At 70.0% G+C, this 25,475-nt stretch carries 26 protein-coding genes, 1 tRNA gene and 3 pseudogenes; 14 read left to right on the forward strand and 16 right to left on the reverse strand.

Translation table 11 applies throughout. The features are described from left to right. Positions 1-231: 231 nt before the first annotated feature. From ACH4MY_RS07075 to ACH4MY_RS07085, 3 genes and pseudogenes are all read left to right on the forward strand, one after another. Positions 232-593 (forward strand): annotated as a pseudogene (locus ACH4MY_RS07075) (DUF2267 domain-containing protein). 488 nt (positions 594-1,081) lie between these two features. Next, a complete protein-coding gene (locus tag ACH4MY_RS07080) occupies positions 1,082-1,441 on the forward strand; it encodes a hypothetical protein (protein ID WP_397998635.1) in 360 nt (119 codons plus the stop codon). 255 nt (positions 1,442-1,696) lie between these two features. Further along, entirely contained in the window at positions 1,697-2,944 is a 1,248-nt protein-coding gene (locus ACH4MY_RS07085; RefSeq protein ID WP_397998638.1) for a PP2C family protein-serine/threonine phosphatase, read from the forward strand. Between the two features lie 854 nt (positions 2,945-3,798). On the opposite strand, the gene ACH4MY_RS07090 is transcribed toward ACH4MY_RS07085, so the two are convergent. From ACH4MY_RS07090 to ACH4MY_RS07110, 5 genes are all read right to left on the reverse strand, one after another. Then, the gene (locus tag ACH4MY_RS07090) at positions 3,799-4,107 is read right to left on the reverse strand and encodes an SCO5918 family protein (RefSeq protein WP_397998641.1); all 309 of its coding nucleotides are present in this window, start codon (positions 4,105-4,107) and stop codon (positions 3,799-3,801) included. Between the two features lie 51 nt (positions 4,108-4,158). Continuing rightward, positions 4,159-4,563, reverse strand: coding sequence for a CBS domain-containing protein (locus ACH4MY_RS07095; RefSeq protein ID WP_397998644.1), 405 nt, complete (start codon positions 4,561-4,563; stop codon positions 4,159-4,161). A gap of 46 nt (positions 4,564-4,609) precedes the next feature. Continuing rightward, positions 4,610-6,130: a DEAD/DEAH box helicase gene (locus ACH4MY_RS07100; protein ID WP_397998647.1), complete on the reverse strand. Its 1,521-nt coding sequence runs from the start codon at positions 6,128-6,130 to the stop codon at positions 4,610-4,612. 311 nt (positions 6,131-6,441) lie between these two features. Then, a complete protein-coding gene (locus ACH4MY_RS07105) occupies positions 6,442-6,645 on the reverse strand; it encodes a cold-shock protein (RefSeq protein WP_200430022.1) in 204 nt (67 codons plus the stop codon). Between the two features lie 555 nt (positions 6,646-7,200). After that, a complete protein-coding gene (locus ACH4MY_RS07110) occupies positions 7,201-7,563 on the reverse strand; it encodes a hypothetical protein (RefSeq protein ID WP_397998650.1) in 363 nt (120 codons plus the stop codon). A gap of 171 nt (positions 7,564-7,734) precedes the next feature. Between ACH4MY_RS07110 and ACH4MY_RS07115 the strand changes: the two are divergent. Further along, positions 7,735-8,041: pseudogene (locus tag ACH4MY_RS07115) on the forward strand (helix-turn-helix domain-containing protein). After that, positions 7,975-8,232 (forward strand): annotated as a pseudogene (locus tag ACH4MY_RS07120) (HTTM domain-containing protein); the annotation flags it as partial. The pseudogenes ACH4MY_RS07115 and ACH4MY_RS07120, both read left to right, overlap by 67 nt. A 475-nt stretch (positions 8,233-8,707) precedes the next feature. On the opposite strand, the gene ACH4MY_RS07125 reads toward ACH4MY_RS07120, so the two are convergent. Continuing rightward, positions 8,708-9,646 (reverse strand): alpha/beta fold hydrolase, encoded by a 939-nt coding sequence (locus ACH4MY_RS07125; protein ID WP_397998653.1) that lies wholly within the window; start codon positions 9,644-9,646, stop codon positions 8,708-8,710. Between the two features lie 127 nt (positions 9,647-9,773). Here ACH4MY_RS07125 and ACH4MY_RS07130 point away from each other — a divergent pair, with 127 nt between their 5' ends. Then, on the forward strand, positions 9,774-10,406 hold the full coding sequence (locus ACH4MY_RS07130) for a TetR/AcrR family transcriptional regulator (protein ID WP_397998656.1): 633 nt from the start codon (positions 9,774-9,776) through the stop codon (positions 10,404-10,406). A 340-nt stretch (positions 10,407-10,746) separates the two neighbouring features. On the opposite strand, the gene ACH4MY_RS07135 is transcribed toward ACH4MY_RS07130, so the two are convergent. From ACH4MY_RS07135 to ACH4MY_RS07155, 5 genes are all read right to left on the reverse strand, one after another. After that, positions 10,747-11,013 (reverse strand): metal-sensitive transcriptional regulator, encoded by a 267-nt coding sequence (locus ACH4MY_RS07135; protein ID WP_397998659.1) that lies wholly within the window; start codon positions 11,011-11,013, stop codon positions 10,747-10,749. Between the two features lie 66 nt (positions 11,014-11,079). Continuing rightward, positions 11,080-11,652: a rhodanese-like domain-containing protein gene (locus ACH4MY_RS07140; protein WP_397999391.1), complete on the reverse strand. Its 573-nt coding sequence runs from the start codon at positions 11,650-11,652 to the stop codon at positions 11,080-11,082. 96 nt (positions 11,653-11,748) lie between these two features. Then, entirely contained in the window at positions 11,749-12,495 is a 747-nt protein-coding gene (locus ACH4MY_RS07145; RefSeq protein WP_397998662.1) for a sulfite exporter TauE/SafE family protein, read from the reverse strand. Then, positions 12,492-12,851, reverse strand: a complete 360-nt coding sequence (locus ACH4MY_RS07150) for a rhodanese-like domain-containing protein (protein WP_397998665.1) — start codon at positions 12,849-12,851, stop codon at positions 12,492-12,494. Before ACH4MY_RS07150 ends, ACH4MY_RS07145 begins: the two co-directional genes overlap by 4 nt. Positions 12,852-12,883: 32 nt before the next feature. Then, a complete protein-coding gene (locus ACH4MY_RS07155) occupies positions 12,884-14,245 on the reverse strand; it encodes a rhodanese-like domain-containing protein (protein WP_397998668.1) in 1,362 nt (453 codons plus the stop codon). 157 nt (positions 14,246-14,402) lie between these two features. Between ACH4MY_RS07155 and ACH4MY_RS07160 the strand changes: the two genes are divergently transcribed. Then, positions 14,403-14,798 (forward strand): DUF302 domain-containing protein, encoded by a 396-nt coding sequence (locus tag ACH4MY_RS07160; RefSeq protein WP_397998671.1) that lies wholly within the window; start codon positions 14,403-14,405, stop codon positions 14,796-14,798. Between the two features lie 229 nt (positions 14,799-15,027). Here the strand turns inward: ACH4MY_RS07160 and ACH4MY_RS07165 are convergent, their stop codons facing one another. After that, positions 15,028-15,219 carry a hypothetical protein gene (locus ACH4MY_RS07165; protein WP_397998674.1) on the reverse strand — a complete coding sequence of 64 codons (192 nt, stop codon included), beginning with the start codon at positions 15,217-15,219 and terminating at the stop codon, positions 15,028-15,030. Here ACH4MY_RS07165 and ACH4MY_RS07170 point away from each other — a divergent pair. The 5 genes from ACH4MY_RS07170 to ACH4MY_RS07190 all read left to right on the forward strand — a co-directional run bounded on the left by ACH4MY_RS07170 (position 15,218) and on the right by ACH4MY_RS07190 (position 20,919). Further along, positions 15,218-17,656: a heavy metal translocating P-type ATPase gene (locus tag ACH4MY_RS07170; RefSeq protein WP_397998677.1), complete on the forward strand. Its 2,439-nt coding sequence runs from the start codon at positions 15,218-15,220 to the stop codon at positions 17,654-17,656. The two genes, ACH4MY_RS07165 and ACH4MY_RS07170, sit on opposite strands and share 2 nt — an antisense overlap. A gap of 51 nt (positions 17,657-17,707) precedes the next feature. Beyond that, positions 17,708-18,136 (forward strand): DUF6153 family protein, encoded by a 429-nt coding sequence (locus ACH4MY_RS07175; protein ID WP_397998680.1) that lies wholly within the window; start codon positions 17,708-17,710, stop codon positions 18,134-18,136. An 89-nt stretch (positions 18,137-18,225) separates the two neighbouring features. Continuing rightward, positions 18,226-18,867: a DUF305 domain-containing protein gene (locus ACH4MY_RS07180; RefSeq protein WP_397998683.1), complete on the forward strand. Its 642-nt coding sequence runs from the start codon at positions 18,226-18,228 to the stop codon at positions 18,865-18,867. 165 nt (positions 18,868-19,032) lie between these two features. Next, positions 19,033-20,304, forward strand: a complete 1,272-nt coding sequence (locus tag ACH4MY_RS07185; protein ID WP_397998685.1) for an APC family permease — start codon at positions 19,033-19,035, stop codon at positions 20,302-20,304. Between the two features lie 108 nt (positions 20,305-20,412). Further along, positions 20,413-20,919, forward strand: a complete 507-nt coding sequence (locus tag ACH4MY_RS07190; RefSeq protein ID WP_397998688.1) for a DoxX family protein — start codon at positions 20,413-20,415, stop codon at positions 20,917-20,919. Positions 20,920-21,394: 475 nt separating this feature from the next. Here the strand turns inward: ACH4MY_RS07190 and ACH4MY_RS07195 are convergent, their stop codons facing one another. The 3 genes from ACH4MY_RS07195 to ACH4MY_RS07205 all read right to left on the reverse strand — a co-directional run bounded on the left by ACH4MY_RS07195 (position 21,395) and on the right by ACH4MY_RS07205 (position 22,744). Next, positions 21,395-22,066 (reverse strand): nucleotidyl transferase AbiEii/AbiGii toxin family protein, encoded by a 672-nt coding sequence (locus tag ACH4MY_RS07195; RefSeq protein ID WP_397998691.1) that lies wholly within the window; start codon positions 22,064-22,066, stop codon positions 21,395-21,397. Continuing rightward, on the reverse strand, positions 22,063-22,410 hold the full coding sequence (locus ACH4MY_RS07200; RefSeq protein ID WP_397998694.1) for a transcriptional regulator: 348 nt from the start codon (positions 22,408-22,410) through the stop codon (positions 22,063-22,065). Before ACH4MY_RS07200 ends, ACH4MY_RS07195 begins: the two co-directional genes overlap by 4 nt. A gap of 263 nt (positions 22,411-22,673) precedes the next feature. Then, positions 22,674-22,744 (reverse strand) — tRNA-Gly (locus ACH4MY_RS07205). Positions 22,745-23,145: 401 nt separating this feature from the next. On the opposite strand from ACH4MY_RS07205, the gene dcd reads away from it, so the two are divergent. Then, positions 23,146-23,721 carry a dCTP deaminase gene (dcd, locus tag ACH4MY_RS07210; protein WP_397998696.1) on the forward strand — a complete coding sequence of 192 codons (576 nt, stop codon included), beginning with the start codon at positions 23,146-23,148 and terminating at the stop codon, positions 23,719-23,721. Between the two features lie 13 nt (positions 23,722-23,734). After that, positions 23,735-24,232, forward strand: a complete 498-nt coding sequence (locus tag ACH4MY_RS07215) for a phosphoribosyltransferase (protein ID WP_055599359.1) — start codon at positions 23,735-23,737, stop codon at positions 24,230-24,232. 132 nt (positions 24,233-24,364) lie between these two features. Here ACH4MY_RS07215 and ACH4MY_RS07220 read toward each other — a convergent pair whose 3' ends face one another. Then, positions 24,365-25,246 carry a Yip1 family protein gene (locus ACH4MY_RS07220; RefSeq protein ID WP_397998700.1) on the reverse strand — a complete coding sequence of 294 codons (882 nt, stop codon included), beginning with the start codon at positions 25,244-25,246 and terminating at the stop codon, positions 24,365-24,367. Positions 25,247-25,475 lie beyond the last annotated feature (229 nt).

The raw sequence follows: 25,475 nt of genomic DNA on the forward strand, positions 1-25,475 counted from the left end.
TATTTCCACGTGTATTTCCACGCGAGGGACAACGAGAGCGTCGGAGTCACGGCCGGCGCCGAACGGGTGGATCTGAGCGTCGGGTGTTGTGGGAGGCCGAGGCACGTGTGTGACGCCGGCGGCGGTCTCTCTCCAGGACCGCCGCGTCGACGCGGGTGAACAGGCCCGGGTGACTGCCGGCGGCGCCGGCGGTCAGTCACCGTACGACGAGGTCGGAAGCACAGGGCGGAGCTGTGCAGCGGTTACTGGTCCCCACAGGAGGCCGAACGAGCCGCCCGCACCGTGCTGGCGGCTCGGCTCCCATCTGGTCGGTGATGTGCGGGCCGCACTCGCCGCCCGCCTGCCTTCGCCCTGGTGCTCCTCAACCCGCTCCAGGTCACCGAGCCTCTCGCACCCGAACGCTTCGTGCGCGCGGCGGCCGCCTGGATCGAAGGAGCCACCGAACAGACCGCTTCCTGGGACGTCAGCGCCGCCCTCAGCGCCGCCTCAGCGCCGCCGCCGACGCGGCCGGCGAGGAACTGACCGCCCGGATCCTCCTGCGGCTCCCACCCGGCTACGAGCTCCTCTTCGGCCGGCCACACCACCCCCGGTGAGCCGGCGCCCCTGAAACGTGTTCGCTCTGCCCGGTCCACCGACCGGGCCCGGAGAGAACGGCGATCTCCACCGGCATGACTCTTCAGACCGAGACCACGACGACGCACCGGCGGCACACCCGCCACCACCCGCTGGAACATCGGCGTCGTCCTTGCCGTCGTATCCCAACTCGCCGGACCACAACTCCTCGACCGCATCATCAACCAACTCCCCTCCGGCTACGCCCTGCTCTTCGGGAAGTCGAACTCCACCAGCCGCGACGGAGGGCCGCCTCCCTCCGACCCGCCCTTCATGCGCGCTCCCGACCCCGACGGCGGCACCGGCGCTTCGGCTGGCCCATGGCCAGTCGGCCGTAGCGGCCTCGGTCACGCGGCATGCCTCTGGTGGGAAGGCGGTGGCGGCTCTTCTCGCCCAGTGGCACGACTCTTCTCGCCCAGTGGCACGACCGGTTGAGAGGGCAGGACGACCGTGAATAGGATCGGCTCTCATGTCGAAGCTTGACGAGCTGCTCGTTGACGTTGCCACGCTGGTGGAATCCGGGCAGAGCAATCAGATGTCCCTGACGGTGGTCACCGGTGGCGCTGTCATCACCGGCCGGCTGGCGCCCGAAGCGGTCTGGAGGCAGCGGGTCTCGGAGGTCCTGGCGGACTCCGACCGCCTGGGAGAGTTCTCCGCCGTCTTCACCACACCGACCCGGAGGGACGGTCCGCCCGCGTATCTGCACTTCCACATGGCCCGGATCCTTCAGGGCGCTGTGGGGATCCCGGAGACGGGCGGGATGTACCGCGTCTCGATCGCGGACGTCAGCGCTTGGACCATCGGCGACTTCAGCTACTCCGATCACTGATCCGGTCCCTGCCCGTCGGTCGCTGTTGCCGTCCTTGCCTGACTTCGGCGCACATGGCGAGGCGGCCGGAACAGCCTCGGGTTCCGCCGTCTGCCACCCCTGCTCAACGCTATGAGGAGCGCACACCGGTCAGATGGCGGGCGGTGTGACCAGTCGGGTGGGAAAAGAGCGGCCGTCTTCGGTGAGGCAGATGTCGCAGCGTTGATTTCTGCCGTGCCGGAGGGAAGGTAGGAGCCGTATTCCCGGGAGGCTGATATGGCACGTGATCGGATGGGGCTGGCTGAGTTGCTGGCTGCGGCGGAGGGCGCCGCACCGGTGGGCTCTCTCGGTGTCGTGGCACGCAATCTGCGCGACAGGTTCGGTGCCCGGTACGTGTCGTTCCTGTTCGTGGATGTCGCCGGCCGTCGCGTGGTGCGGGTCGGCGAGGAACAGACGACGCAGCACGAACGCAGCATCGATCACGTTCCCCTCGCCGGTAGTGCCTATGACGAAGTACTGCGCGGCCAGAAGCTGATCCACATGCAGGGCGACGGGGAGGGGCACCGGGTGCTCGCCCCGGTCACGAATCGCGGTGACACCATCGGTGTCCTGGAGCTGTTCCTTCCGCAGATCACCCCGGGGGTACTGGAGCAGGTCGAGGAGGCCGCGCACGCGATGGCGTACATCGTGGTCACAGACCGGCGCTTCACCGACCTCTATCACTGGGGCCAGCGCACCACCCCGGTCAGTCTCGCTGCGGAGATCCAGCGCCAGCTCCTGCCTTCGTCTCCTTCTTGCGAGGCTGCAGAGTTCGCCCTCGCCTGCACCCTGGCACCGGCCGACACCATCGCAGGGGACACCTACGACTACGCCCTCGACCGCGAGACTCTGCACCTGTCCGTAACCGACGCCATGGGCCACGACGTCGACGCTTCACTCATGGCCACACTCATCGTCAACGCCTCCCGTGGCGCCCGACGCGCCGGCACCGACCTCGCCGAACAAGCCCGTCAGACCCACCACGCCCTCCTCGACCACGGCCGAGGAACCTTCGCCACCGGCCAGCTGCTGCGCATCGCCCTGGACGGGTCCGGCGCCCAGCTCGTCAACGCCGGCCACCCCCGGCCACTACGCCTGCGCGACGGCACGGTCGACGAGATCCGACTGCGTGTGGATCTGCCCTTCGGCATTACCGAACAGGGCCACTACCAGGTACAAGACCTCGATCTGCGCGCTGGCGACCGTCTCGTGCTCTACACCGACGGCATACAGGAGGGCCCTGCCGAAGACCTCAACCTGCCGGGTCTCATTGGTGACACCGCCACCGAGCACCCCCGCGAGGTCGTACGCACCCTGACCGCTGCGGTCACCGACGCATGCGACGGTCACCTCCCGGACGATGCCACCGTGCTCTGTCTGGACTGGCACGGCCCCCAGACCACGAACGGAGCCGACATCCGACCAACAGGAGTCGGACAGAAGAAGGCGCCCGAATCCCCGTCGGGACCGTTGCCCAAGTGCTGACCTCTGGCGTACTGAACTGCCGGGCCCCGCTGCGGGGTATGCCCATGTGGCCCGGCAGGATCCACGGCGGCGTCGGCAGCGTCCCGCTTCCGACGGGGGATAGTTCCGTGGTTTGTCGACGCTTTCCGTCTCGACCCTGCCGGATCCGGCGGCAGCGAGCAGCCGCCTGCCTCCCCGCTCCGCCCGGGCGAACTCACAGTCCCGTAGGCCAGCACCCCCCCGGCGCACTCTGCGACGGGGCGGGACAAGGCATCCGACAGCAACCGTAGGAGGTCGGCCCCGGGGCGCGGGGTGATCCCCGGGGGCGGGTGTTCATCCCACAGCCTCCAACTGCCAGGCGTCTATCTGGGTGCGGGCCTGTTCACCGTGCGCGCCTGATCGCCCACTGTGTCCCAGGGGTGGAGAATCGTTCCAATGACCATTGCGGGTGATGATTGGACGTCCTCCGGCCGCGACGCGCAGGCGGGCAGCGGCAAGCGCAGGGCCGCACCACGCCTCCCGGAGCAAGCACGGCGACAGTTCTTCCGCGGGCCGGCACACGCCCGGGTCCAGACCTCTGCGGAAGCGGCGGATCAGGACACCCCCCTGTACGCGCGGCTCGCCGAGGAGTGGGCTGGTCGGGGCGCCACCGTGCCCTGCCGCCCCGACCCGCTGTGGCAGCGTCTGGCTTCTTCCGAACACCTCGGGCAGGAGACGGACCGCACCTTGCGCCAGCTCCACCTGGCAAGAGAGCCCGGCGCTCGACCCCCGAACCCTTCCTGAAACCCCATGCCACGCGGGAGGGGCCCGACCGGCACACGCGCCGGTCGGGCCCCTCCCTCATCAAGCCGATGCCGGAGGCCGCTGATCCCCGGTCAGACGGCCGGGGAGCCGAGCATCGCGGAAGCATGCCGGAGGGGGTCGAGGCCCAGGGCGGGCGCGGTGTTCCGGGGGAGGCTGCGGCAGGTGAAGCCGAGCTTGGCCATGGCGCGGAGGACTTCACCGGCGCTGAAGTCGCGGCGGTCCTGACGGGTGATGACCTGGCCGACCTGCTTGGCGGGGTAGGTGCGGCGGCCGATGATCACGGACTCGCCGACGGCCGGCTCGGGCTTGACACCCTGCATGGACTGCAGGACGCCGCTCTTGGTGAGGTCGAACGGGAAGCGGGCGATGACACAGCGCATGATGCCTCACAGGAAGAAGAAGGAGGGAAGGTCCTGCCGTGGTGAGGTGGTTCAGCGGGCCAGGGCGAGGACGCCCAGGGCGCTGCCTTGTTCGTCGATGACGGGCAGCACGTCGAGCCGGCGGTGGCGCATCGCGTGTTCGGCTTCGGCCGTCGTGGTCAGGGGCGAGGTGAACAGCCCGCGGTCGCCGGGTACGGCGCGCAACCGGATCTGGTCGTTGTAGGCGGCGCTGTCGCGGACGGCGGTGAGCTGGACCCGGGTGACCAGCCCGGTGCACAGGCCGTCCTCGTCGCAGACGAGGAGATGCCCGGTGCGCGCACTGGCCATCACGGCCAGGGCCACTTCGACCGTCATGTCATCGCAGACCTGCGGTCCGGCCACCTCCATGACGTCGTTGACCGTCTGGGGCCCAGACCTGGTGTTCGACGAGCTGGGCTGCATCCGGACCAGCGTCACAATATGCCTCCTGCACAGATGGGCGAGTTTCCGGATCACGTGGTTCTCAGGCCGCCGCCGCGGCGAAGGCGGGCCGGCGGGCGCCGGCGCGTCGGGCGGCCGAGGCGGTGCCGCGGCGGCCGCGGGAGGAGGATGTGCTGCGCTTGGGGCGCTCGGGCGCCGGTGCGGTGATGGTGACCGGGATGCCGGAGGGGGCTTGGGCGCCGGTGATCCGGATCAGCTCTGCCTCACCCGGGCGGACCTGGTTGGTCTCGGGCACGATGCCGGCGTCCTGCATGAGACGGTTCATGCCACGGCGCTGCTGGGGCGTGACGAGGGTGACGACGCTGCCGGACTCGCCGGCCCGCGCGGTCCGGCCGCCGCGGTGGAGGTAGTCCTTGTGGTCGGTCGGCGGGTCCACGTTGACGACGAGGTCGAGGTTGTCGACGTGGATGCCGCGGGCGGCGACGTTCGTCGCGACCAGGACGGTGACGTGCCCGGTCTTGAACTGCGCCAGGGTGCGGGTGCGCTGGGGCTGGGTCTTCCCGCCGTGCAGGGCGGCGGCCCGGACGCCGGAGTTGAGGAGGTCCTCGGTGAGGCGGTCCACGGCGTGCTTGGTGTCCAGGAACATGATCACCCGGCCGTCACGCGCCGCGATCTCGGTGGTCAGCCGCTGCTTGTCGGCGCCGTGCACGTGCAGGACGTGGTGCTCCATGGTGGTGACCGCGCCCTGGGAGGGGTCCACCGAATGGACGACGGGGTCGGTCAGGTAGCGGCGGACCAGGAGGTCGACGTTGCGGTCCAGGGTCGCGGAGAACAGCATGCGCTGGCCCTCGGGGCGGACCTGGTTCAGGAGCGCGGTGACCTGCGGCATGAAGCCCATGTCGGCCATCTGGTCGGCCTCGTCCAGGACGGTGATCGCGACCTGGTTCAGCCGGCAGTCGCCGCGGTCGATGAGGTCCTTGAGACGGCCGGGGGTGGCCACGACGACCTCGACGCCGCTGCGCAGCGCGTTCGCCTGCCGGCCGATCGGCATCCCGCCCACGACCGTGGTCAGGCGCAGCTTCACGGCGCGGGCGTACGGGGTGAGGGCGTCGGTGACCTGCTGGGCGAGTTCCCGGGTGGGGACCAGGATCAGGGCCAGCGGTTGACGGGGCTCGGCGTGCTGTCCGGCGGTGCGGGCCAGCAGGGCCAGGCCGAAGGCGAGGGTCTTGCCGGAGCCGGTCCGACCGCGGCCGAGGACGTCACGGCCGGCCAGGGAGTTCGGCAGTGTCGCGCCCTGGATGGGGAACGGGACGGACACGCCCTGCGCGGTGAGCGCGGCCAGCAGGGTCTTCGGCATGTCCAGATCGGCGAACGCCTCGACGGCGGGCAGCGCCGGAGTGATCGTCTTCGGCAGGGCGAACTCGCCCTGCACCGCGGCGGGTCGTCGGCCGGAACCGCCCGACCGGCGGGGAGCACCCGAGCGGCTCGGGGCGGACGACACACCGAAGCGGCTGCCCCGGGTCGAACCGGCGGCTGAGCCGAAAGCGGGAGCGCTGGTACGCCGGGTGCGGGCGGAACGGCCGTTCGTACGTGCGGGGTTCATGAAGAACCTTCCTTGATACGGCGCGTATCGAGGAATTCCGGCAGCGTAAGAGCAGCATGCGGAATCACAGGTACGGGCCGAACGTAATTCGAGAAGCGAAAGCGAACGTGGCGCACGGTAAAACAGTGGCGACGCAGGCGGAAAAGGAATGCGCGCGGAAGTGAATCCGGGGCATCGAGAGGCACGGCTCCGAAGTGGGGGCTGCGTACCTTGAGGTGGTGTTCCGGCAGGAGGAATCACTGCGGAAATGCATGCAGCTGGGGCCCGCACCCCGAGGGATGCGGGCCCCAGCTGCAAGATGCGCGTCAGCGTCAGACGGTGACGATGTTCTCGGCCGTCGGGCCCTTCTGGCCCTGCGCGATGTCGAAGGTGACCTTCTGGCCCTCCTGCAGCTCGCGGAAGCCCTGGGCGGCGATGTTCGAGAAGTGGGCGAACACGTCAGCGCCGCCACCGTCCTGCTCGATGAAGCCGAAACCCTTTTCCGCGTTGAACCACTTCACGGTGCCAGCAGCCATGTCGTATCTCCTTGGGGCAGTACACCGGCATCCGTACCGTACGGATGCCGTGTCGCCGCGATGATGCCCTGCCCGGAAAATACCGGAAAGACAAAGCGCTTCCGCCGGCACGCGGCCGACGGGAGCGCTCGAAGTTTTTGGGTACCAAAACTGCAACTGAGATAGACAGTAGCACGTCCCCGTAGTATTTGTGCGTCGAACATTTCCCCTGGGTGGCGCTGGCAAAAACCCTATCCGCGACGGTTGTTAAAATCTCAGGTCGCGAACACAGGTATTCATGCACTCCGAATGCGGCGTTTCGGAAGAGAGACGGTCGGCAGGCCGGACGGTGGCCGGCTCGGGTACGGAGTCGTCGAGGCGCTGACAAGTCTCGGGCGGGGGAGGCCGCCGGCGAGGGTGGAGCGCAGAGCACGAGCATGCGCAGAACCTCGCGGGTGGAGGCGTCCTCGCCCTGGCGCTTGTCCTTGAAGGGATCCTTGCTCGTCGGCCCACGGCTCGACTCCGCTCCGGGGGGGATGGGCCGCACGGGCCGACGCGGAGAACGAGTGAGGCGGATCAGCCCTGCGCCTTGATGTGCTCGATGACGGCGGTGAAGCTTTCGGTGGGGGAGAAGTCCACGTATTCGCAGTCTTCGAGCGCCACGGGGGCGTGTCCCGGCGGCCAGTAGAACGCCTGGCCCGCTTCGTAGATCTCCTCGCCGTCCTTCGTGACCATCTTCAGCCGCCCTTTGAGCATGTAGCCCCAGTGGGGGCAAGGGCAGAGGCTGTCGGGCAGGCCTGTCAGGGCCGGCCTCATGTCGGTGCCTTGGGGGAAACGGACGAAGGCCACGGACAGGTCGTCGCTGACGGCTTGTGTGCGGAGCTCGACACCTCCGCCCTCGATCGCGACCGGTGTGTCATTCCGTGTCGTCGCTGCCATGGCCGTCTCGATTCGTTGGGTGTGTTGGCTTGCTGTGGCCTTCTTCCAGGCTGCCCCCGGCGGCCGGATCGTGCCACGGGGGCCCGGTCAGGCCGCCCTCGTAGGTGGAGCCCTGAGTGACTGCTCCCGGTCCTAGCTGACGGCCCGCGAGGCCACTTGCGCCAGACGGCGATACCGCACGCCTCCGCTCACCCCCGCACGCCGAAGGGTGAACAACAACGACCGCCTGCTCACGGTCGACGAGGCCGCCGAACGCCTCGGCACCGGTGTCCGCTTCATCCGCCGGCTCGTCCAGGAACGCCGGATCCGCTACGTCAGGCTCGGCAAGCACGTCCGGATCTCGGAGAGCGTGCTCATCGCTCACGTCGAAGAGCGGACCGTCGAACCCGTCCGCACCCGTCGCGCCGGCTTGTGCTGCTCGGGATGCACATCGGCATCGCCGTACTCATGGGGCTGCCGCTGTTCTCCGGCGCGATGATCATCGCGGACGCCGTGTTCCTGCCCGACCGCTTCTACACCTTCCTGTCCCGACTGTGGCGCCGTGCGGCACAGCGCACCGGAATGCGGCAGGCGGCACCCGGCCGGGCCACAGGATCGGGATCCGTACCCGCACAGGGAAGACCGGAGCTACCCGCCCCGCAGGACCAAGTCGTTCCGAGTGGAGGGTAGAAGCGGTTCAGTCCACGCGATGGGCGCTGTGACGGACTTCCCGGAGGCTGACCTCGGACGGGAGACGATCCAGTCCTGCCGAGTCCCGTGCGCCTGCGAGCGTCTCCCGGCCGAGCCGCCCAGGGTCTGCCGCGGTTGAGCGTCAGGCTCCAGCCAGAGGCGCACCCGCGCGACGCCATGGCGCCGCGTAGATGGTGCGGGAGGAGTCCCAAGAGGTCCAGACAACGACGAAGCCCCAGGTCGCTGACCCGGGGCCTCGTGGAAGAGCGGATGACGGGAATCGAACCCGCGCTATAACCTTGGGAATCACCCGGTACTTGGGTGTGCAGATGCCCTCTGACCTGCGGGGATATTCGCCGGCGGATCCGTCCCGGCTGCTTCTGGCGACCCCGCGTCGACCGTTGTTCACCGCCCCTACTGGCACGTTGTGGCACGGAGTGGGCACCGCCGACGGCCGTTTCTCCCTGTCGTAGCCCTATGCGTCGACCCCAGCAGGGTCGAGGGAATCGACGTCCTCCATGAAAGACAGCATCCGGGCGTTGACCACGTCCGGGTGGTCGATCTGCGGGCCGTGTCCGGTCGCGGTGATGATCTCGGCGCGTGCTCCGGGGACGAGGCGCGGTACGCGCTCCAGCTGTCGCTTGGGGTGTACGAGCAGGCTGTGCTTGCCCATGATGACGTAGAGCGGGGTCCGGATGGACCGCAGCTCGTCCTCGGCCAGCGGCAGGGGTGCGGGGCGGCGGATCCGGTATGCGCGGGCGCCGAGCTGGATCCACTTGCGCATCTCGGGGATGGCTATGACCGGCTGGTCCAGCCACTTGGCGAGCCGGGGGCGCAGAGCCTTGGGGGCCAAGGTGGCGAACAGGCTCACGAAGACCCAGGCGAAGAAGCGCAGGCCGACCTTCTCCAGGCCACCGGGGTCGAGGGCGGTGACGGAGGCGAGTCGTCCGGGTCGGAGGTGGGCCTGGTTGAGCACCAGCCAGCCGCCGTAGGAGGAGCCGACCAGGTGGACCCGGTCGAGGCCGAGGGCGTCGAGGGCCTCGTCCATCCACTGGGCGGCGCGCCCGGGCTGCCACATGGGCTCGCGGTGGATGCTGCGGTTCGCGTCGCCCGGGGTGTCGAGCGCGTAGACGGGACGGTCGACGCTGAGACCGGGGGTGTTGGGGTACCACATGGCCGAGCTGTAGCCCGCGCCGTGGATCAGGACGATCGGGGTCCGGGACTCGGCGGCGGGGTCCGCAGGCCCGTACCGGTAGACGTGGGTGGTGCCGAAGGTGGTCTCCACGTCCGTCTCGGAGCGGGCGGGTGCTCCCATCGCGTAGAGGGCGTCGGCTGCGGCGAAGTAGCGGTCGCGCAGGGCGTCGTTGACGTAGTGGCCGACATCGTGGCGTACGCGGGCGGTGTTCTCGGGCACGGCGGCACCTCCTGTGAAGATCCGTTCTTCGTGGTACGACCGTATCATCAACGTGATACATCGGTATCATGAAGTGCTTCGGGTGGCGGAGCGCGAACCCACTATCGACAGGCGGAGACACGGGAACATGCCGAAGCGTGTGGATCACGGGGAGCGGCGCGCCCAGATCGCCGAGGCGCTCATCCAGGTCGCGGGGCGGCGCGGGCTGCATGCGGTCGGCATGCGGGACGTGGCCGCGGAGGCCGGTGTGTCGCTCCGGCTCGTGCAGTACTACTTCGAGACCAAGGAAAAGCTGCTCTTCTACGGCCTCCGGCACCTGACCGACCGCTTCACCGCGAGGGTGGGCGCCCGACTGGCCGCTGTCGGCCCGGACCCGGGCGCGCGCGCCACGGTGGAGACGCTGCTGCTGGCCTCGCTGCCGACCGATGAGGAGAGCTGCACGTTCCACCTGCTCTACAGCTCGTACGCCATTCTGTCGGTGACCGACGAGGCGCTGGCCGCCCAGCCCTTCATCGACAACCCCGACGCCGCGGAGAACGCTCTGACCGGACTTCTCGAACAGGCCCAGGAGGCCGGCCTGGCCGACCCGGACGCCGACGCGCGCACGGAGGCGATCAGTCTGCTCGCGATGGCCGCGACCATGGGTACCAGCATCCTCGTGGGCCAGCGGAGCCCGGAGTCGGCGATCGCGGTGCTCCATCACCACCTGGATCGGATTTTCTCGACCGCCGAGACGTCGACGAACGGGGGCCCAATCTGACGCGCTGCTGCGGCACTTGTGGCATTCGAACGGCGCGTGGGCTCTGAAAGGTCCAGAGGACGAAGAAGGCCCAGGTCGGTGACCTGGGCCTTCGCATCTGAGCGGATGACGGGAATCGAACCCGCGCTATAAGCTTGGGAATCACCCGGCACTTGAGCGCGCAGACGGCGTCTGACCTGCGATTACGTCCGCCTTGGTCGCCATTCTGGCTACCTCGGTGAAACCCTTGTTGACCGCTGTGAACCGTCCCTACTGGCACGTTGTGGCACGGCCGCTTCCGTGTCGTGGCGTCACGGCGGTCATGGTGGAGAGGTCGGTCCGTTTTGGTGCGGGGTGATGGTCAGGCGAGGGCGAGGAAGAGCTTTTCGAGTTCTTCCTCGTTCATGGGGGCCTGGTTCTCGTCCGCGGTGGTCATGCACTGGCGCATGCCGCTGGCCACGATCTTGAAGCCGGCGCGGTCCAGGGCCTTGGAGACCGCCGCGAGCTGGGTGACGACGTCCTTGCAGTCGCGTCCGGCTTCGATCATGGCGATGACACCGGCGAGCTGCCCCTGAGCGCGGCGCAGCCGGTTGAGGACTGCATCGACCGCGTTGTCGTCGACCTTCACTCCGTACCTCCTGAGCTGTTGCCTTCTCCCATCATGGTACCCCAGGGGGTATACCAGTCTCTGGGATCAGTGGTTGCGGAGGGCGTCGAGGGTGGCTTCCAGGTCGCCCTGGTGAGGACGGTTGTGGGGGAGCTTCGCGAGCAGGGCGGCCATGCCGCAGGTGTTGGTGAGGGAGGAGAAGACCAGGCCGCCGGCAACGCCCGCGGAGGCGAGGCGGAACGCGGGGCGCAGGCGGCCCAGTGTGAGGCCGGTCAGGACGACGGCGCCGGCGGTGAGACGGACCTGGCGTTCCATGCTCCAGGTGGAGCGGGTGCCGCCTTCGGGGTGGTGGAGGGTGTGGCCGCCGGCGGCCCAGGCTCCGGTGCCGCCTGCCAGGGTGGCGGTGGTGATGCCGTTGTCGGCGAGGGTGTCGCAGGCTTTCTCGGAGCGGGCGCCGGAGGCGCAGACGACGAGGATGTCTCCGCGGGCGGCGGCCGCGCGGATGTCGGGCAGCGCGAGGCTGAGGCGGTCGAGGGGGATGTTGAGGGCGCCCGGCAGGTGGCCGGTGGCGTATTCGCCGGGGGTGCGGACGTCCAGGACGATCAGTTCGTGCAGGCGGCTGCTGGCCTGGTGGGCGTCGAGGGTGCGGGGGTGGGTCATGGTGCGGGTTCCGTCCTTGGTGGGGGTCTTGGCCTCCTCCGCTCGGTACCCCTGGGGCATCGCTGAAGGTGACCGGTGAAAGGGGATGTCGCCGGGTCAGTTGATGGCGTCGACGAGCATGAGGGCGGCGACGGCCAGGAGTACGGCCGCGAAGGTCCGCTGGAGTGTGGTTCCGGAGATCTTGGCGGCGAGGCGCTTGCCGTCCCAGGCCCCGAGGATCGCGGCGCCGGTGAAGGGAGCGATGACCGCCCAGTGCAGGGGGGCGTGGGTGCCGGCGCGGGCTGCGAGCGCGGCGAGGGAGTTGACGGTGATGACCAGGAGGCTGGTGCCGACCGCCGCGCGCATGCGCAGGCCCACGGCGCCTACGAGGGCGGGGACGGCGAGGAACCCTCCGCCCACGCCGAGGAAGCCGGTGACCGTGCCGAGTCCGGCGCCCGCTCCGGCGGCCCGCGCGGGCCGGACGGGTCGGCGCTGCGGGTCGGCGGGCGGGGTTCTGAACATGGCGAGTGCGGCGAGGGTCGCTATGGCGGCGAACGCCGCGGTCAGCACTGCCTCGGGCAGGTGGGCGGCGAGGGTGCCAGCGGCGAAGGCGGGCAGGATTCCTGCCGCCGCGAAGAGGGTGCCGGTCTTCCAACGCACGTTGCCGGAGACCGCGTGGGCGTAGAGGGCGGTGGCGGAGGTGGCGGTGACGATGATCAGGGACGCGGTGGTGGCGGCGGCCGGAGTGAAGCCGAGGAGGTAGATCAGGGCGGGGACGGCCAGGACGCTGCCGCCTCCACCGAGAGCCCCGAGGGCCAGTCCGATGACAGCCCCGGTGACGAGGGCGAGTATGAGCGTGCTCACGTGATCCTGCCGCTGCTTCCGCGCGCGTCGACGACCGGCAGTCCGGCGTCCGCCCAGGCGTTCATACCGCCTTTGACGTCGATGGCCTCGATGCCGCGTCCGGTCAGCAGTTTCGCGGCCTGTTGTGAACGGTGCCCGGAGCGGCAGATCACCACCAGCGACCGCCCCTGAGCGGCTGCGGGCAGGGCTGCGCCGGTCGCTAGGCGGGAGAGTGGCGCGTGTACGGCGTCGGGGGCGTGTCCGGCGTTCCACTCGACCTGTTCGCGCACGTCGAGGAGTACGACGTCACCGTTGGTGGCGCGCTGGTGGGCCTGGGGCGGGGTGAGACGGGCGGTGCCGCGTCGGAAGAGGAACATCCGACTTCCTTCTCTTTGTCGGTGGCGGTGGTTCAGCTGCCGGTCGTCAGTGGCAGGCCGGCTTCCGTGGCAGCGTCGAAGGAGTCGTCGACCGCGACGACGTCGCGGCCCGCGGCGTCCAGCAGGGAGGCCGCGATGGCCGCGCGCATCCCGCCCGCGCAGTGCACCCACACCGTCCCGGCGGGCACGTCGGCCAGGCGCTGGTGCAGGTGCTGGATGGGGATGTGGACGGAGCCCTCGATCCAGCCGTTGGCGCGCTCGGAGTCGCGGCGTACGTCCAGGACCACGTCCGGGCGGGGCGTCTGGGCGGCCAGGTCGGCGAAGGTGGCACGGGGGAAGGAGCGCGGGGTGTGGCCGTCCGGCATCCAGTTCCCGGGAGTGCCGGTGGCGGCCGCGGCGGGTCGGTCGATGCCGACGCGGACCAGTTCGCGCTGGGCGGCGGCGAGCTGGGCGGGGGACTCGGCGAGGAGGGTGACGGGCTTGCCCCAGGGGATCATCCACGCGAGGTAGGTGGCGATCTTTCCCTCCGCCTCGAAGTTGAACGATCCCGCGACGTGGCCCTCGGCGAACGCGATCCGATTGCGCAGGTCCACCACCCACTCCCCGGCGGCCAGCCGCTCCGCGATGTCGGCCGCGTCGGTCAGGGGCGGCGTGCTCAGGTCCACGGGCCGGGGGCCGGCGGCATTGGCCGGGCCCATGTGGGCGTAGTAGGCGGGTACGTCCTCCAGGTCGGCCAGCAGGTTGGCGACGAAGGAGTCGACGTCCTTGACGAGGGCGTCGTTGGCGGTCCTCTCCTTGCCGATCGTGGTGGCGTCGCCCTCGGCCTGAGAGGACGAGCAGAAGCTGCCGAAGCCGTGGGTGGGCAGTACCGGCGTCTCGTCGGGGAGCTCGGCGGCCAGGCGGCGGGCGGAGGCGTGCTGGGCCCGGGCCAACTGTTCGGTCAGCCGGGGCTCCACCAGGTCCGGGCGGCCGACCGAGCCGATCAGCAGCGACCCGCCGGTGAAGACCGCCGCCACCGACCTGTGCTCCTCCAGTACGTAGGAGGTGTGGTGCGGGGTGTGTCCGGGGGTTGCCAGCGCCCGCAGCGTGATGCCCTCGTCCACGCTCACCGTGTCGCCGTCGGCGACGGGCGTGCGGGCGAAGGAGACACGGGCGGCGAATGGCACCAGGTAGGCGGCGCCGGTCAGGCGGGCCAGGTCGAGGCCACCGGTGACGTAATCGTTGTGGACGTGGGTCTCCACCACATGGGAGATCCGCACTCCCCGCGCGGCGGCCGCCGCCAGGACCCGGTCGATGTCGCGGGGCGGGTCGACCGCCACTGCGGTGTGCGCGCCTCCCGCCAGGTAGCTGCGGTTTCCGAGGCTCTCGGTCTCGATGGTGTCGATGAAGAACACGCGGTTGCTCCGTTCGGCTGGACATTACCCCCGGGGGTATATTTCGAGCCTAACACGGGTACCCCAGGGGGTATTTTTGGCGGCGGGGGCAGAACCCGTCATACGGGGCACATGCCCGGACCCTCCCGCCCACGCACCCGACGAAAGGGATGACGCCGTGCGCTACGACCGGACCGTCCACTGCACCACCGACTTCGCCACCACCGTCGCCGCCGTCCGCGACGCCCTGGCTGCGCAGGGTTTCGGCATCCTCACCGAGATCGACGTCACCGCCACCTTGAAGGCCAAGCTCGGCCACGACATGGAGGACTATCTGATCCTCGGAGCCTGCAACCCGCCCCTCGCCCGCCGGGCTCTGGACGCCGACCGCACCATCGGCCTCCTCCTGCCCTGCAACGTCGTGGTCCGCGCCGACGGGGACCGCACCGCCGTCCAGGCGCTGGACCCCGGCGTCATGGTCACCCTCACGGGACTTCCCGCCCTCCAGGAAGTCGCCGACGAGGCCACCCGCCGCCTCGACGCCGCCCTGAGCACGCTCGACGCCGTCGGCTGACCGACCCGCCCCGGGTTGGGCGAGCCCCCGGAGTGCCGCTGCCCCGCAGCGCGCTCAGGTGAGAGGGGCGCGGCTCTTCGAGGGCGCAAGGTTTCGGGATCTGGGTGGGGGAGGTCGCGGTGGTCCTGGGAACGGTGGTTGTCACTGGAGCGGCAGGGAGAATCCGTTCCGTGGTGCGGGCAGCGCTGTGGCACGCGGCGGCCAGGGTGGGTTCCGCGCGACCGCGCTTTCACTGCGACGGGAAGCGGCCGACGAGGAGGTGCACACGGCCGATCTGCGCCATGCGCCGGCCGTTGTGCTCGACCTGCTTTCCAAGTGCCTGCTTGCTCTGCCGTTGCGGGGCGGTCGCGACGGCCACAGGCTGCTGGTAGGCGCCCTGGTCGAGTTGGGCGGCTGTCGGATCGGGGAGGTGAACGGGCATGCGGCACCCGCTGGATCCCGAGCCGCGCAAGGGCGGCAAGGAGCGCAGCACGGTGGTGCTCGACGTGCGGGGCCTGATCCGAGCCACTCAGCAGAACACGGTCGCTGCCGTGCTGGGCCGGCGGCCGGGTGTGCTGGACGTCGAGGTGAACGCCGTCGCGCAGTCGGCCACGGTCGTCTTCGACCCGAGCCGGACCTCCCTGGCCGAGCTGCGAGGCTGGGTCACCGAGTGCGGCTACCACTGCGCGGGCCAGTCGGTGCCGTCCCACATCTGCGACCCGATGGACGAGCCGGATCCGCCCGGAGGGGTGGAAGCGGCCGAAGCCGTACCGCCAGCGCACGCGGGGCACGGCCCGGAGAGTGGGCCGCCGCCCGACGAGGAGGCGGGCGACGACGGTCACGGCGGCCATGCGGGGATGTCGATGGCGGCCATGGTGGCCGACATGCGCAACCGCTTGCTCGTCGCGGCGGTCTTCTCGATTCCGATCGTGGTCTGGTCCCCGATCGGCGAGGAGGTCTTCGGATGGCACGCACCCGTGCCGTTCGGGCTCAGGCAGGACGTGTGGGCGCTCCTGCTGAGCCTGCCGGTGATCTTCTACTCGTGCTCGATCTTCTTCGTCGGCGCCGTCCGGGCCCTGCGCGCCCGGACCCTGGACATGATGGTGCTGGTCGCGGTCGCCATCGGCGCGGGCTGGCTGTACTCCCTGGTCATCACCCTCACGGGCGGCGGAGAGGTGTTCTACGAGGCGGCCACCGTGCTGGCCTCCTTCGTGCTGCTCGGCCACTGGTTCGAGATGCGCGCCCGCGGCGGCGCCAACGACGCCGTCCGTGCCCTGCTGGACCTCGCCCCGCCCAAGGCGCTCGTCCTGCGGAACGGGGAAGCGGTCGAAGTCGCCACCTCCGAGGTGGTCGTCGGGGACCTGCTGCTCGTCCGCCCCGGGGCCAAGATCCCTGCGGACGGGGTCGTGGAGGACGGCGAGAGCGAGGTCGACGAGTCGACGGTGACCGGGGAGAGCCTGCCGGTGCACAAGGCCCCGGGCGCCGCCGTGGTCGGTGCCACCCTCAATGCCAACGGGACCCTGCGGGTGCGGGCGGCCAGGGTGGGCGCCGACACCGCCTTGGCCCAGATCGTCAAGCTGGTCCAGGAGGCTCAGAACTCCAAGGCCCCGGGCCAGCGGCTCGCCGACCGCGCCGCGTTCTGGCTGGTCTTCGTCGCCCTCGTCGGCGGCGGACTCACCCTCGCCGTCTGGCTGCTGGCCTCCGACCGGCCCTTCGGCGAGGCCATGCTGTTCGCCATCACTGTGGTCGTCATCACCTGCCCGGACGCGCTGGGCCTGGCCACGCCCACCGCCATCATGGTCGGCACCGGCCTGGGGGCCAAGCGGGGCGTGCTGTTCAAGAACGCGATGGCCCTGGAAGCGTCCGCCGGGGTCCAGACCGTGGTGATGGACAAGACCGGCACCCTCACCAAGGGAGAGCCCGAGGTCACCGAGGTGATCACCGCACCCGGACGAGACGAGGACGAGATACTCCGGCTGGTCGCGGCGGTCGAGCGGGAATCCGAGCACCCGCTGGCCGAGGCGGTCGTACGCCACGCCGAGTCGCGCAGCGTGGGGCCGGCCCAGGCGCGGCATTTCGAGAACGTGCCCGGCCACGGGGCGACCGCCGTGGTCGACGGCCACCGGATCGCCGTGGGCAACCGCCGGCTGGCCGAACGCGAAGCCGTGGACCTCGGTCCGCTGGCCGCCCGGCGGGACGAACTCGCAGCGACCGGCCGCACCGTCGTCATCGCCACGGTCGACGGCGTGGCCGCCGCCCTCATCGGCATCGCCGACGCGCCGCGGGAGACCTCCGCGGCCGCCGTGGCCGAGCTGCACGCCCTGGGCGTCGAGGTCGTCATGCTCACCGGCGACAACCAGGCCACCGCCGAACGGATCGCGCAGCGCCTGGGCATCGACACCGTCATCGCGGAGGTCCTGCCCGGCGACAAGGCAGCCACGATCGCAGAGCTCCAGCGCGGCGGCCGCAAGGTCGCCATGGTCGGCGACGGGGTCAACGACGCCCCCGCCCTTGCCCAGGCCGACCTCGGCATCGCCATCGGCGCCGGCACCGACGTGGCCATCGAGACGGCCGACCTCGTCCTGATGCGCTCCGACCCCCTCGACGTCCCCACCGCCCTGCGCATCGGCCGGGGCACCCTGCGCAAGATGCGCCAGAACCTCGGCTGGGCCATCGGCTACAACGCCATCGCCCTGCCCATCGCCGCCGGAGTCTTCGAACCCGCCACCGGCCTGATCCTCCGCCCCGAGATCGCTGCCCTGTCCATGTCCGGATCCAGCGTCATCGTCGCCGTCAACGCCCTCGCCCTCAAACGCCTCCGCCTGCCCCGCCCGTTTCCTGCGAAGCCGCCGGACGGAGGCGATGACCATGGCCGGTGACCGGGCCGAGGCCGCGCTGCGCGGGTTCGAGTGCGTCCTACGGTGGGAAATGTGACCGTCCGCGAGCCCAGCACGCCGCAGCAGCCCCAGCCGATGCTGAGGCTCAGGCTGCTGCTCGTTCTCGGGATCACCCTCGGGCTGCTGGGCATGCATGCTCTGGGCCCTGCCGCCGCACTGCCGTCGACGGGCGCCACCGAGCACCTGTCCCACCACGTGGGGGCAGCGCCGACCCGCCCGCAGTATCCCTGCCCCGACGGTGACCCGGGCATGACCCGTCACGGAGGCCACGCGGACCAGATGTGCGCATCCGCGGCCCTGCCCGGATCCCCCGGGATCGCCGCGCCGGACACCGTGCCCCTCACCGGCATGCCGAGCGGCATCGCCGACACCCCGGCTGCGCTGCCGCTCGCACTGGCCTACGAGCCCGCCGGCGGCCGGGCACCACCCCCGCTCGCCGAACTCCAGATCCTGCGGACATAAGGGCTCCTCCTGTGGCACGCGCCCGAAGGTGCGCCACAGACCGCCACCCAGCCCTTCCCTCCCGTATCCGATCACTGGAGTTCAGCGACATGAACACGAACCGTTCCCTGCCGCGCCGCGCGGCCCTGGCGGCCACCGCGGTCGCCGCCGGCCTGGTCCTGGCCGCGTGCGGCAGCGACGACAGCACGAACACGGCAGGTACCGCTCCTGCCACCACGGCCGCCCCGGCGGCGTCGGAGGCCGAGCGGCACAACCAGGCGGACGTCACCTTCGCGCAGGGGATGATCCCCCACCACCGTCAGGCCGTCCTGATGTCCGACATGGTCGCCTCCCACGGCGCATCCGCCGACGTCAAGGCACTCGCAGAAGAGATCAAGAAGGCGCAGGCCCCGGAGATCGAGACCATGTCCGGCTGGCTCAGGGCATGGGGCGAGAAGGTCCCGACGGGCCACAGCATGGACGGCATGGGCCACGGAGATGACGACTCCGGCATGCCCGGGATGATGGACGACCAGGACATGAACCGGCTCGGCGACGCCAAGGACAACGCCTTCGACACCATGTTCCTGACCATGATGATCGAGCACCACGAGGGCGCGATCGACATGTCCAAGACCGAGAAGCAACAAGGTGCCTACGGCCCCGCCAAGGACCTGGCCGACGCCATCATCACCTCGCAGACCGCGGAGATCGCCCAGATGCGGCAGATGCTCAACGCCGGACGATCGTAGGAACCACGGCCGGGACCAAGCCACCGCAGTGCTCGAAGCCTCATCCTCGACGGGTGAGGGCGGTACGTTGCCGTCCTCACCCATCCGGTGGCCGTCCCCGTCTCGTCACCTTGTTCCTATACGGTGCGCCGGTACATCTGCCGGAGTGTGGTGGGGGAGCGAGTGATGGGCGCGGTGTCGGGACCTTCGGGCACGGGCGGGTTGAAGCGGCACCTGGGTGTGTTCGACGCCGTGGTGATCGGCCTGGGGTCGATGATCGGGGCGGGGATCTTCGCGGCTCTGGCTCCGGCGGCCGGTGCGGCCGGGTCGGGGCTCCTGCTCGGCCTGGCGCTGGCAGCGGTGGTGGCGTACTGCAACGCCATGTCCTCGGCGCGCCTGGCCGCCCGCTACCCCGCCTCCGGGGGTACCTACGTCTACGGGCGGGAGCGTCTGGGCGAGTTCTGGGGCTACCTCGCAGGATGGGCGTTCGTGGTCGGCAAGACCGCCTCCTGTGCGGCGATGGCGCTGACCGTCGGCTCCTACGTGTGGCCCGGCCAGGCGCACGCCGTCGCCGTCGCGGCCGTGGTGGCGCTGACCGCCGTCAACTACGCCGGAGTTCAGAAGTCCGCCTGGCTCACCCGCGTGATCGTCAGCGTGGTCCTGGCCGTGCTGGCCGCCGTGGTGGTCGCCGCCTTCACGTCCGTCGACACGGACGCCGCCCGGCTCGAGGTCGGTGGAGACGCGACCTTCGGCGGGGTGCTCCAAGCGGCGGGCCTGCTGTTCTTCGCCTTCGCCGGCTACGCCCGCATCGCCACGCTCGGGGAGGAGGTCCGCGACCCCGCCCGCACCATCCCGCGGGCCATCCCGCTCGCTCTCGGCATCGCACTCGTCGTCTACGCCGCGGTAGCCGTCTCCGTCCTGCTCGTGCTGGGCCCGCAGGGGCTGGCCGACGCCACCGCCCCGCTGTCGGATGCCGCACGGGCCGCGGGCGCGGACTGGCTGGTGCCGGTCGTACGGGTGGGCGCCGCGGGGGCGGCGCTCGGCTCGCTCCTCGCCCTGATCCTCGGGGTCTCGCGTACGACCCTGGCGATGGCCCGCGACCGGCACCTGCCGCACGCCCTGGCCGCCGTCCACCCGAAGTTCCAGGTGCCGCACCGCGCCGAACTCGTGGTCGGTGCCGTCGTGGCCGTACTCGCCGCGACCGCCGACCTGCGCGGGGCGATCGGCTTCTCCTCCTTCGGGGTGCTCGCCTACTACGCCGTCGCCAACGCCTCCGCCTGGACGCTCACCCCCGACGAGGGACGGCCGGCACGGATCATCCCCGTCGTCGGACTGGCCGGCTGTCTCGTCCTCGCTTTCGCCCTCCCCGCCTCTTCGGTGATCTCCGGAGCGGCAGTCCTGGCCGCCGGCGCCGCCGCCTACGGGGTACGCCGCGCGGTGACCGCCCGCAAGGCGTAACCGCACCACGACGCGCTCTCCCCGCCGGTGGATTGCCGTGACTGCCCCTCTGCCTCGCGAGAGGATCTCGGCACCCGGTACGTCCCCGTCGGGAGAGGGCATCCCCGCATGGCACACCTCGGCACCTGGCAGGCGAAGCTGACCGCCACCGACGCGCCCGCCTCGACGGTTCTCATCCGCCTGTACGTCGGCGCGGTCTTCCTCTTCGAGGGCGTCCAGAAGTTCCTCTACCCCGACCAGTTGGGCACGGGACGCTTCGACAGGGCGGGCATCCCGGCGCCCGGCTTCCTGGCGCCCCTGGACGGCATCTTCGAGATCGCCTGCGGTGCCCTGATCCTGGCCGGGCTGCTCACCCGGCTCGCCACGCTCCCGATGATCGTGAACATGGTCGGTGCGCTGCTGATCACCAAGCTGCCGATCCTCTGGGGCGACGCCCTGCTGTTCGACGGGAAGTCGGGCTGGTGGAACTTCATCCACGAATCCCGGACCGATCTCGCCCAGCTGTGCGGCAGCCTCTTCCTGCTCGTCGTCGGAGCGGGCGCGTACTCGGTGGACGCCCACCTCAACCGGACGGACGACACCGCACCGGCCGACGTGGAGCCCGCGCGTCGCTGACCAGATGCGGCCCCCCATGGGCATGCGGGTCAACTGTCGCTTTGTGGAGGCAAATTCCCTCCATCAGCAGCGAGAGTCACGCAGGTCACGTGAAATGCGTCTCGCGATGCGAGACGACATCGTGGCCGTGTGGTGCAAGCGGTGCGCGAACGGGGCTCCGAGCAGGGCATTCCTGCGAGTTGGGGCACGCGGAGGGCACGCCTAGGACTGAGAGGTCTAGACAACAAACAAGCCCCAGGTCGCTGACCTGGGGCTTTGTCATGGAGCGGATGACGGGAATCGAACCCGCGCTATAAGCTTGGGAATCACCGCCGCCCAGCTTGATCATCTGATGCCTGACCTGCGAAAACGACGCCGGTGCGGCGCTTCTCGTTGGCTCGGCGATACCCGTGGTGACCGCTGTGCACCGCCCCGAAGGGCACGACTGGCATCCTCGGAAACGCGACGCCTCTTCTTGGTGTTCGGTGCTCGGTGATCAGTCGTCCGGTGGGTCTTCCGCTTCGAGGAGTCTCTCGGCGATGTCATCGGCCCATTCCTGAGCCCACTGGCGTAGCTCGATGGTCTGGTGGTCGTCGAGTCCGTACGCGGCGAATTCGGTGTCATCGATCCAGTCCGCGCCGGCGAGCCGGGCCTGAAGGTCGGAGAGGTCGAAGCTGTCACGGGCATGGCGGCGGCCGAGTTCTTCGAGTTCGGTGTGCCCCCAGCGGTCGGCTGCCGCGCGGACGTCGATCAGGTCACGCGCCAGGCCGCGGTCTGCCAGTGCCCGGACCTTTGTGCCGACGACGTCCTCCAAGGAAAGCACCAAGCCGTGCTGAGTCTTCACGGGCGGGCGCCAGAGCGCTTCCTTGAGGACGTCGACCTCGCACTCCTCGCCGGTGGCGGCGTCGGCGACGATCAGCCGCGCGAAAAGCGGGTCGGTCTCCAACCCCCGCACCTGCCAGCCACGTTGTTCGAGCCCGGTGCGCACCGTGGCGGCAATCCTCTCCATCGGCTCCGGGTTCTCGGTGGCGACATCGAGGTCCTTGCTGAGCCGGTCGACCAGTCCGTGCGCCTGTACGGCGTAGCCACCCGTGAGCACGAGCGGGTAATCGTCGCCTACAGCGAGGAGGTCCGCGAGGAGCCGCCGGTGCAGTTCCGTGAGGTTCACGCAGCAGCCTGGGCGTCGGGCGCCAGTTCGTTGAAGGCGCTCTCCCAGACGTCACGGATGTCCCGGCTGATCAGCGTGCGCAAGACGGGCCACATGGCGACCAGCAGATCCCGGTTCAGATAGTGGACCAGGTCATCGTGCTGCCCCTCCGCCAGGACGATCCGGTAGCAGCTCATCCGCAACCGGGGCTGGTCGAGGTCGAACCGGGCCAGGCCGGACCACGAGAGGTGAAGTGGAAGGGCGACGTGGCCGTGTGCGGGACCGCCGAGCTCCGAGAGCTTGGCGGGAAGCCGCCGGGCGTATCTGGCACGGCGGACCTCGGGGGCGCTGGGCGTGGCTGCCATGCCTTGATTATTCCGCAGGAGCGCGAGACGGCAGGGGCGATTCCGGTACAGGGAACACCCGGCTCAGGGCGCCCACCGGGCTTCGGTGGCGGTAAGGATGGTGTAGATGCAGGTCAGAGGGCTCATACGGGACCTCCGGGGAGGCGATGAGGATTCTTGCGCCCTTCGCGTGCCCCATCTTGCGGTACTGAAGGGCATGCGGGCAGCGAGACTCGTCTGACAACAAACAAGCCCCAGGTCTCTGACCTGGGGCTTGGCGGAAGAGCGGATGACGGGAATCGAACCCGCGCTATAAGCTTGGGAAGCTCATGTTCTACCATTAAACTACATCCGCACAGCGGCCGGGTGATCCGTGCCGCATCGTTGCACACTGTACCCCATGCGCCACTTGAGGCGAAGTTCGTGCTTCCGTGCCTGCGGAGTGCCGCCTGGAGGGTGTCCTCTTCATCCCCTAATGTGGCTTCCCGTCCACCACATGTGTAGGGGAAGGGACTTGATGGGTTCGATGGAGCGCACCGTCGTCCGTTGTGCCGAAGGGCATGTGTTCAGTACCGCTTCGTTCCCGCTGCAGCAGCTCGGGGCAGGGCGGATCGGGCCAGGGCGGCTCATTCGGTGTCCGCGGTGTGCGCGGTTGCGGCATGCGGTGCCGGTGGAGACCGCGCGGCGCTGACGGGTCCCGGGGCGCGGGTGCCTGCCGATTGGGGCAGGTCCGCGCCCTCTGCGTATCGTGGGGTCGTGCTTCTCTCAGACAAGGACATCCGGGCCGAGATCGATGCCGGACGGGTGCGCATCGACCCGTACGACGAATCCATGGTGCAGCCCTCGAGCATCGACGTGAGGCTTGACCGCTTCTTCCGGGTGTTCGAGAACCACCGCTACCCCCACATCGACCCCGCCGTCGAGCAGCTCGACCTGACCCGTGAGGTCGAGCCCGAGGGCGACGAGGCGTTCATCCTTCACCCCGGCGAGTTCGTGCTCGCCTCGACCTACGAGGTCATCGGCCTCCCCGACGACATCGCGTCGCGGCTGGAGGGGAAGAGCTCTCTCGGGCGGCTCGGGCTCGTCACCCATTCGACCGCCGGGTTCATCGACCCCGGTTTCTCCGGGCACGTGACCCTGGAGCTGTCGAACCTCGCCACTCTGCCGATCAAGCTCTGGCCGGGTATGAAGATCGGCCAGCTGTGCATGTTCCGGCTGAGCTCGCCCGCCGAGTTCCCGTACGGCAGTGAGCGGTACGGCTCCCGGTACCAGGGCCAGCGGGGGCCGACGGCCTCCCGCTCGTTCATGAACTTCCATCGGACCCAGGTGTGAGGCGGTCGCAGGCATGAGTGAGGTACGCGAGAACCTGACGTACGAGGGTTTCGGTCGCGCCGTCCGTGAGCTGGCGCAGACCATCGCCGACGACGGCTACGAGCCCGACGTCGTGCTCTCCATCGCCCGCGGCGGCGTCTTCGTCGCCGGCGGTCTGGCCTATGCCCTGGACTGCAAGAACATCCACCTCGTGAACGTGGAGTTCTACACCGGTGTGGGCACCACGCTGGAGATGCCGGTCATGCTGGCGCCCGTGCCGGACGCGATCGACTTCTCCGACAAGAAGGTCCTGATCACGGACGACGTCGCCGACACCGGCAAGACGCTCAAGCTCGTCCACGACTTCTGCGTCGACCATGTCGCCGAGGTCCGTTCGGCCGTCATCTACGAGAAGTCGCACTCCCTCGTGAAGTGCGAGTACGTGTGGAAGAAGACCGACGAGTGGATCAACTTCCCCTGGTCCGTCGAGCCGCCCGTGGTCAAGCGCGAGGGCCAGGTCCTCGACGCCTGACGGCGCACGCGCCGGTAACGCGAGCGGACGAAGGGCCCCCGTCGACTCCGGTCGGCGGGGGCCCCGGTCGAACGGGCCCCCACCGTCGGTGCGGTGGGGGCCCGTTCGTCCGTCTCGGTGCGGGTGCGCCGGTCAGAGCGTGCCCAGCTTGATCAGGCTCAGCAGCGCCACCAGCTGGATCGCCGACGCGCCCAGCGCCTTCGGCCACGGCAGGTCGTGCGAGCGGCTCACCATCACCGTGAAGAGCGCTCCCGCCGCCAGCCAGGTCACCCAGCCGACCACCTGGACGAGGCCGTTCTCGCCGCCCAGGAAGATCGCGAAGACCAGGCGCGGCGCGTCCGTGATCGACATGATGAGCATCGACAGGCCCACCGTGGGCTGCCAGACCCCGTCGCCGCCCAGCTGGCGCGCCAGCGTGTGCGTCACCGCGCCCAGGATCAGTCCGCCGACGACGAAGCAGAAGGCCGTCATCAGGACGTACGGGATCGCCGTCGACAGGGTCGCGTTGATCGCCTCGTCGCGGGCCTTGTCGAAGCCGAAGATCGCGAGCAGTCCGTACAGGAAGGTGACGATCAGCGCCGGGCCCCAGACGGCGTGGTCCCGCATCCGCAGGAACGTGTCCGCCGGGCGCAGCACGATGCCGCTCAGGAGCGCCTTCCACGGGAGTCGCGGGCCCGTGGGTACGGGGGCGCCGTCGGCGTGGTGGGTCGCGGCGTCGCCGTAGGGGTCGTCGACGCTGAACATCTGGGTGTGGCCCGCGTTGTTCGCCGTGGCCGCCTGGGGGTGCTGCGGCTGGCCGTAGGGGTCCCCGAAGTACTCCGGCTCCCCGTAGGGCTGTTGCTGCTGCCCCTGGCGCCCCTGGTGCCCCGAGTGCCCCTGGTGTCCCTGCGGTGGCTGCTGCCACTGCTGCTGCGGGTACGGCGGCGGGGCCGCGTTGTACCCGTACGGCGCCTGCTGCGGTTGATTGTGCGGGGGGCGGTTGTCCCGGCCGCGTCCGTTCCTGAATCCAGCCACGTCGTCGAACGTACCCGCTTCCGCTGTGCGGGCGCTCCTCGGGCCGGTCCTTGCCACTGAGCTGTGACATCCCCTAGGGGGTGCCCCGGGGCCGTACGGGTGCCGTCCCAAGCCGGTACGGGGCCGGTGCGAGGCGGGTACGGGGCACGTACGAGGCCGGTGCGAGGCGGGTAAGGGGCGCGTCCGGGGTCGTACATGACGGAGAGGGCCGCCCCGCGAGATCGCGGGG

Origin of the sequence: Streptomyces sp. NPDC017246 (assembly GCF_044331325.1) — a bacterium.
Lineage (GTDB): Bacteria > Actinomycetota > Actinomycetes > Streptomycetales > Streptomycetaceae > Streptomyces.

Bases quoted from the DNA above. Each gene is read 5' to 3' on its own strand.
- ACH4MY_RS07110 (WP_397998650.1), bottom strand. From the start codon at position 7,563: ATGGCAGCGACGACACGGAATGACACACCGGTCGCGATCGAGGGCGGA.
- ACH4MY_RS07180 (WP_397998683.1), top strand. From the start codon at position 18,226: ATGAACACGAACCGTTCCCTGCCGCGCCGCGCGGCCCTGGCGGCCACC.
- ACH4MY_RS07090 (WP_397998641.1), bottom strand. From the start codon at position 4,107: ATGCGCTGTGTCATCGCCCGCTTCCCGTTCGACCTCACCAAGAGCGGC.
- ACH4MY_RS07200 (WP_397998694.1), bottom strand. From the start codon at position 22,410: ATGGCAGCCACGCCCAGCGCCCCCGAGGTCCGCCGTGCCAGATACGCC.
- ACH4MY_RS07130 (WP_397998656.1), top strand. From the start codon at position 9,774: ATGCCGAAGCGTGTGGATCACGGGGAGCGGCGCGCCCAGATCGCCGAG.
- ACH4MY_RS07185 (WP_397998685.1), top strand. From the start codon at position 19,033: ATGGGCGCGGTGTCGGGACCTTCGGGCACGGGCGGGTTGAAGCGGCAC.
- ACH4MY_RS07170 (WP_397998677.1), top strand. From the start codon at position 15,218: ATGCGGCACCCGCTGGATCCCGAGCCGCGCAAGGGCGGCAAGGAGCGC.
- ACH4MY_RS07165 (WP_397998674.1), bottom strand. From the start codon at position 15,219: ATGCCCGTTCACCTCCCCGATCCGACAGCCGCCCAACTCGACCAGGGC.
- ACH4MY_RS07190 (WP_397998688.1), top strand. From the start codon at position 20,413: ATGGCACACCTCGGCACCTGGCAGGCGAAGCTGACCGCCACCGACGCG.
- ACH4MY_RS07215 (WP_055599359.1), top strand. From the start codon at position 23,735: ATGAGTGAGGTACGCGAGAACCTGACGTACGAGGGTTTCGGTCGCGCC.
- ACH4MY_RS07080 (WP_397998635.1), top strand. From the start codon at position 1,082: ATGTCGAAGCTTGACGAGCTGCTCGTTGACGTTGCCACGCTGGTGGAA.
- ACH4MY_RS07150 (WP_397998665.1), bottom strand. From the start codon at position 12,851: ATGTTCCTCTTCCGACGCGGCACCGCCCGTCTCACCCCGCCCCAGGCC.
- ACH4MY_RS07140 (WP_397999391.1), bottom strand. From the start codon at position 11,652: ATGACCCACCCCCGCACCCTCGACGCCCACCAGGCCAGCAGCCGCCTG.
- ACH4MY_RS07100 (WP_397998647.1), bottom strand. From the start codon at position 6,130: ATGAACCCCGCACGTACGAACGGCCGTTCCGCCCGCACCCGGCGTACC.
- ACH4MY_RS07105 (WP_200430022.1), bottom strand. From the start codon at position 6,645: ATGGCTGCTGGCACCGTGAAGTGGTTCAACGCGGAAAAGGGTTTCGGC.
- ACH4MY_RS07085 (WP_397998638.1), top strand. From the start codon at position 1,697: ATGGCACGTGATCGGATGGGGCTGGCTGAGTTGCTGGCTGCGGCGGAG.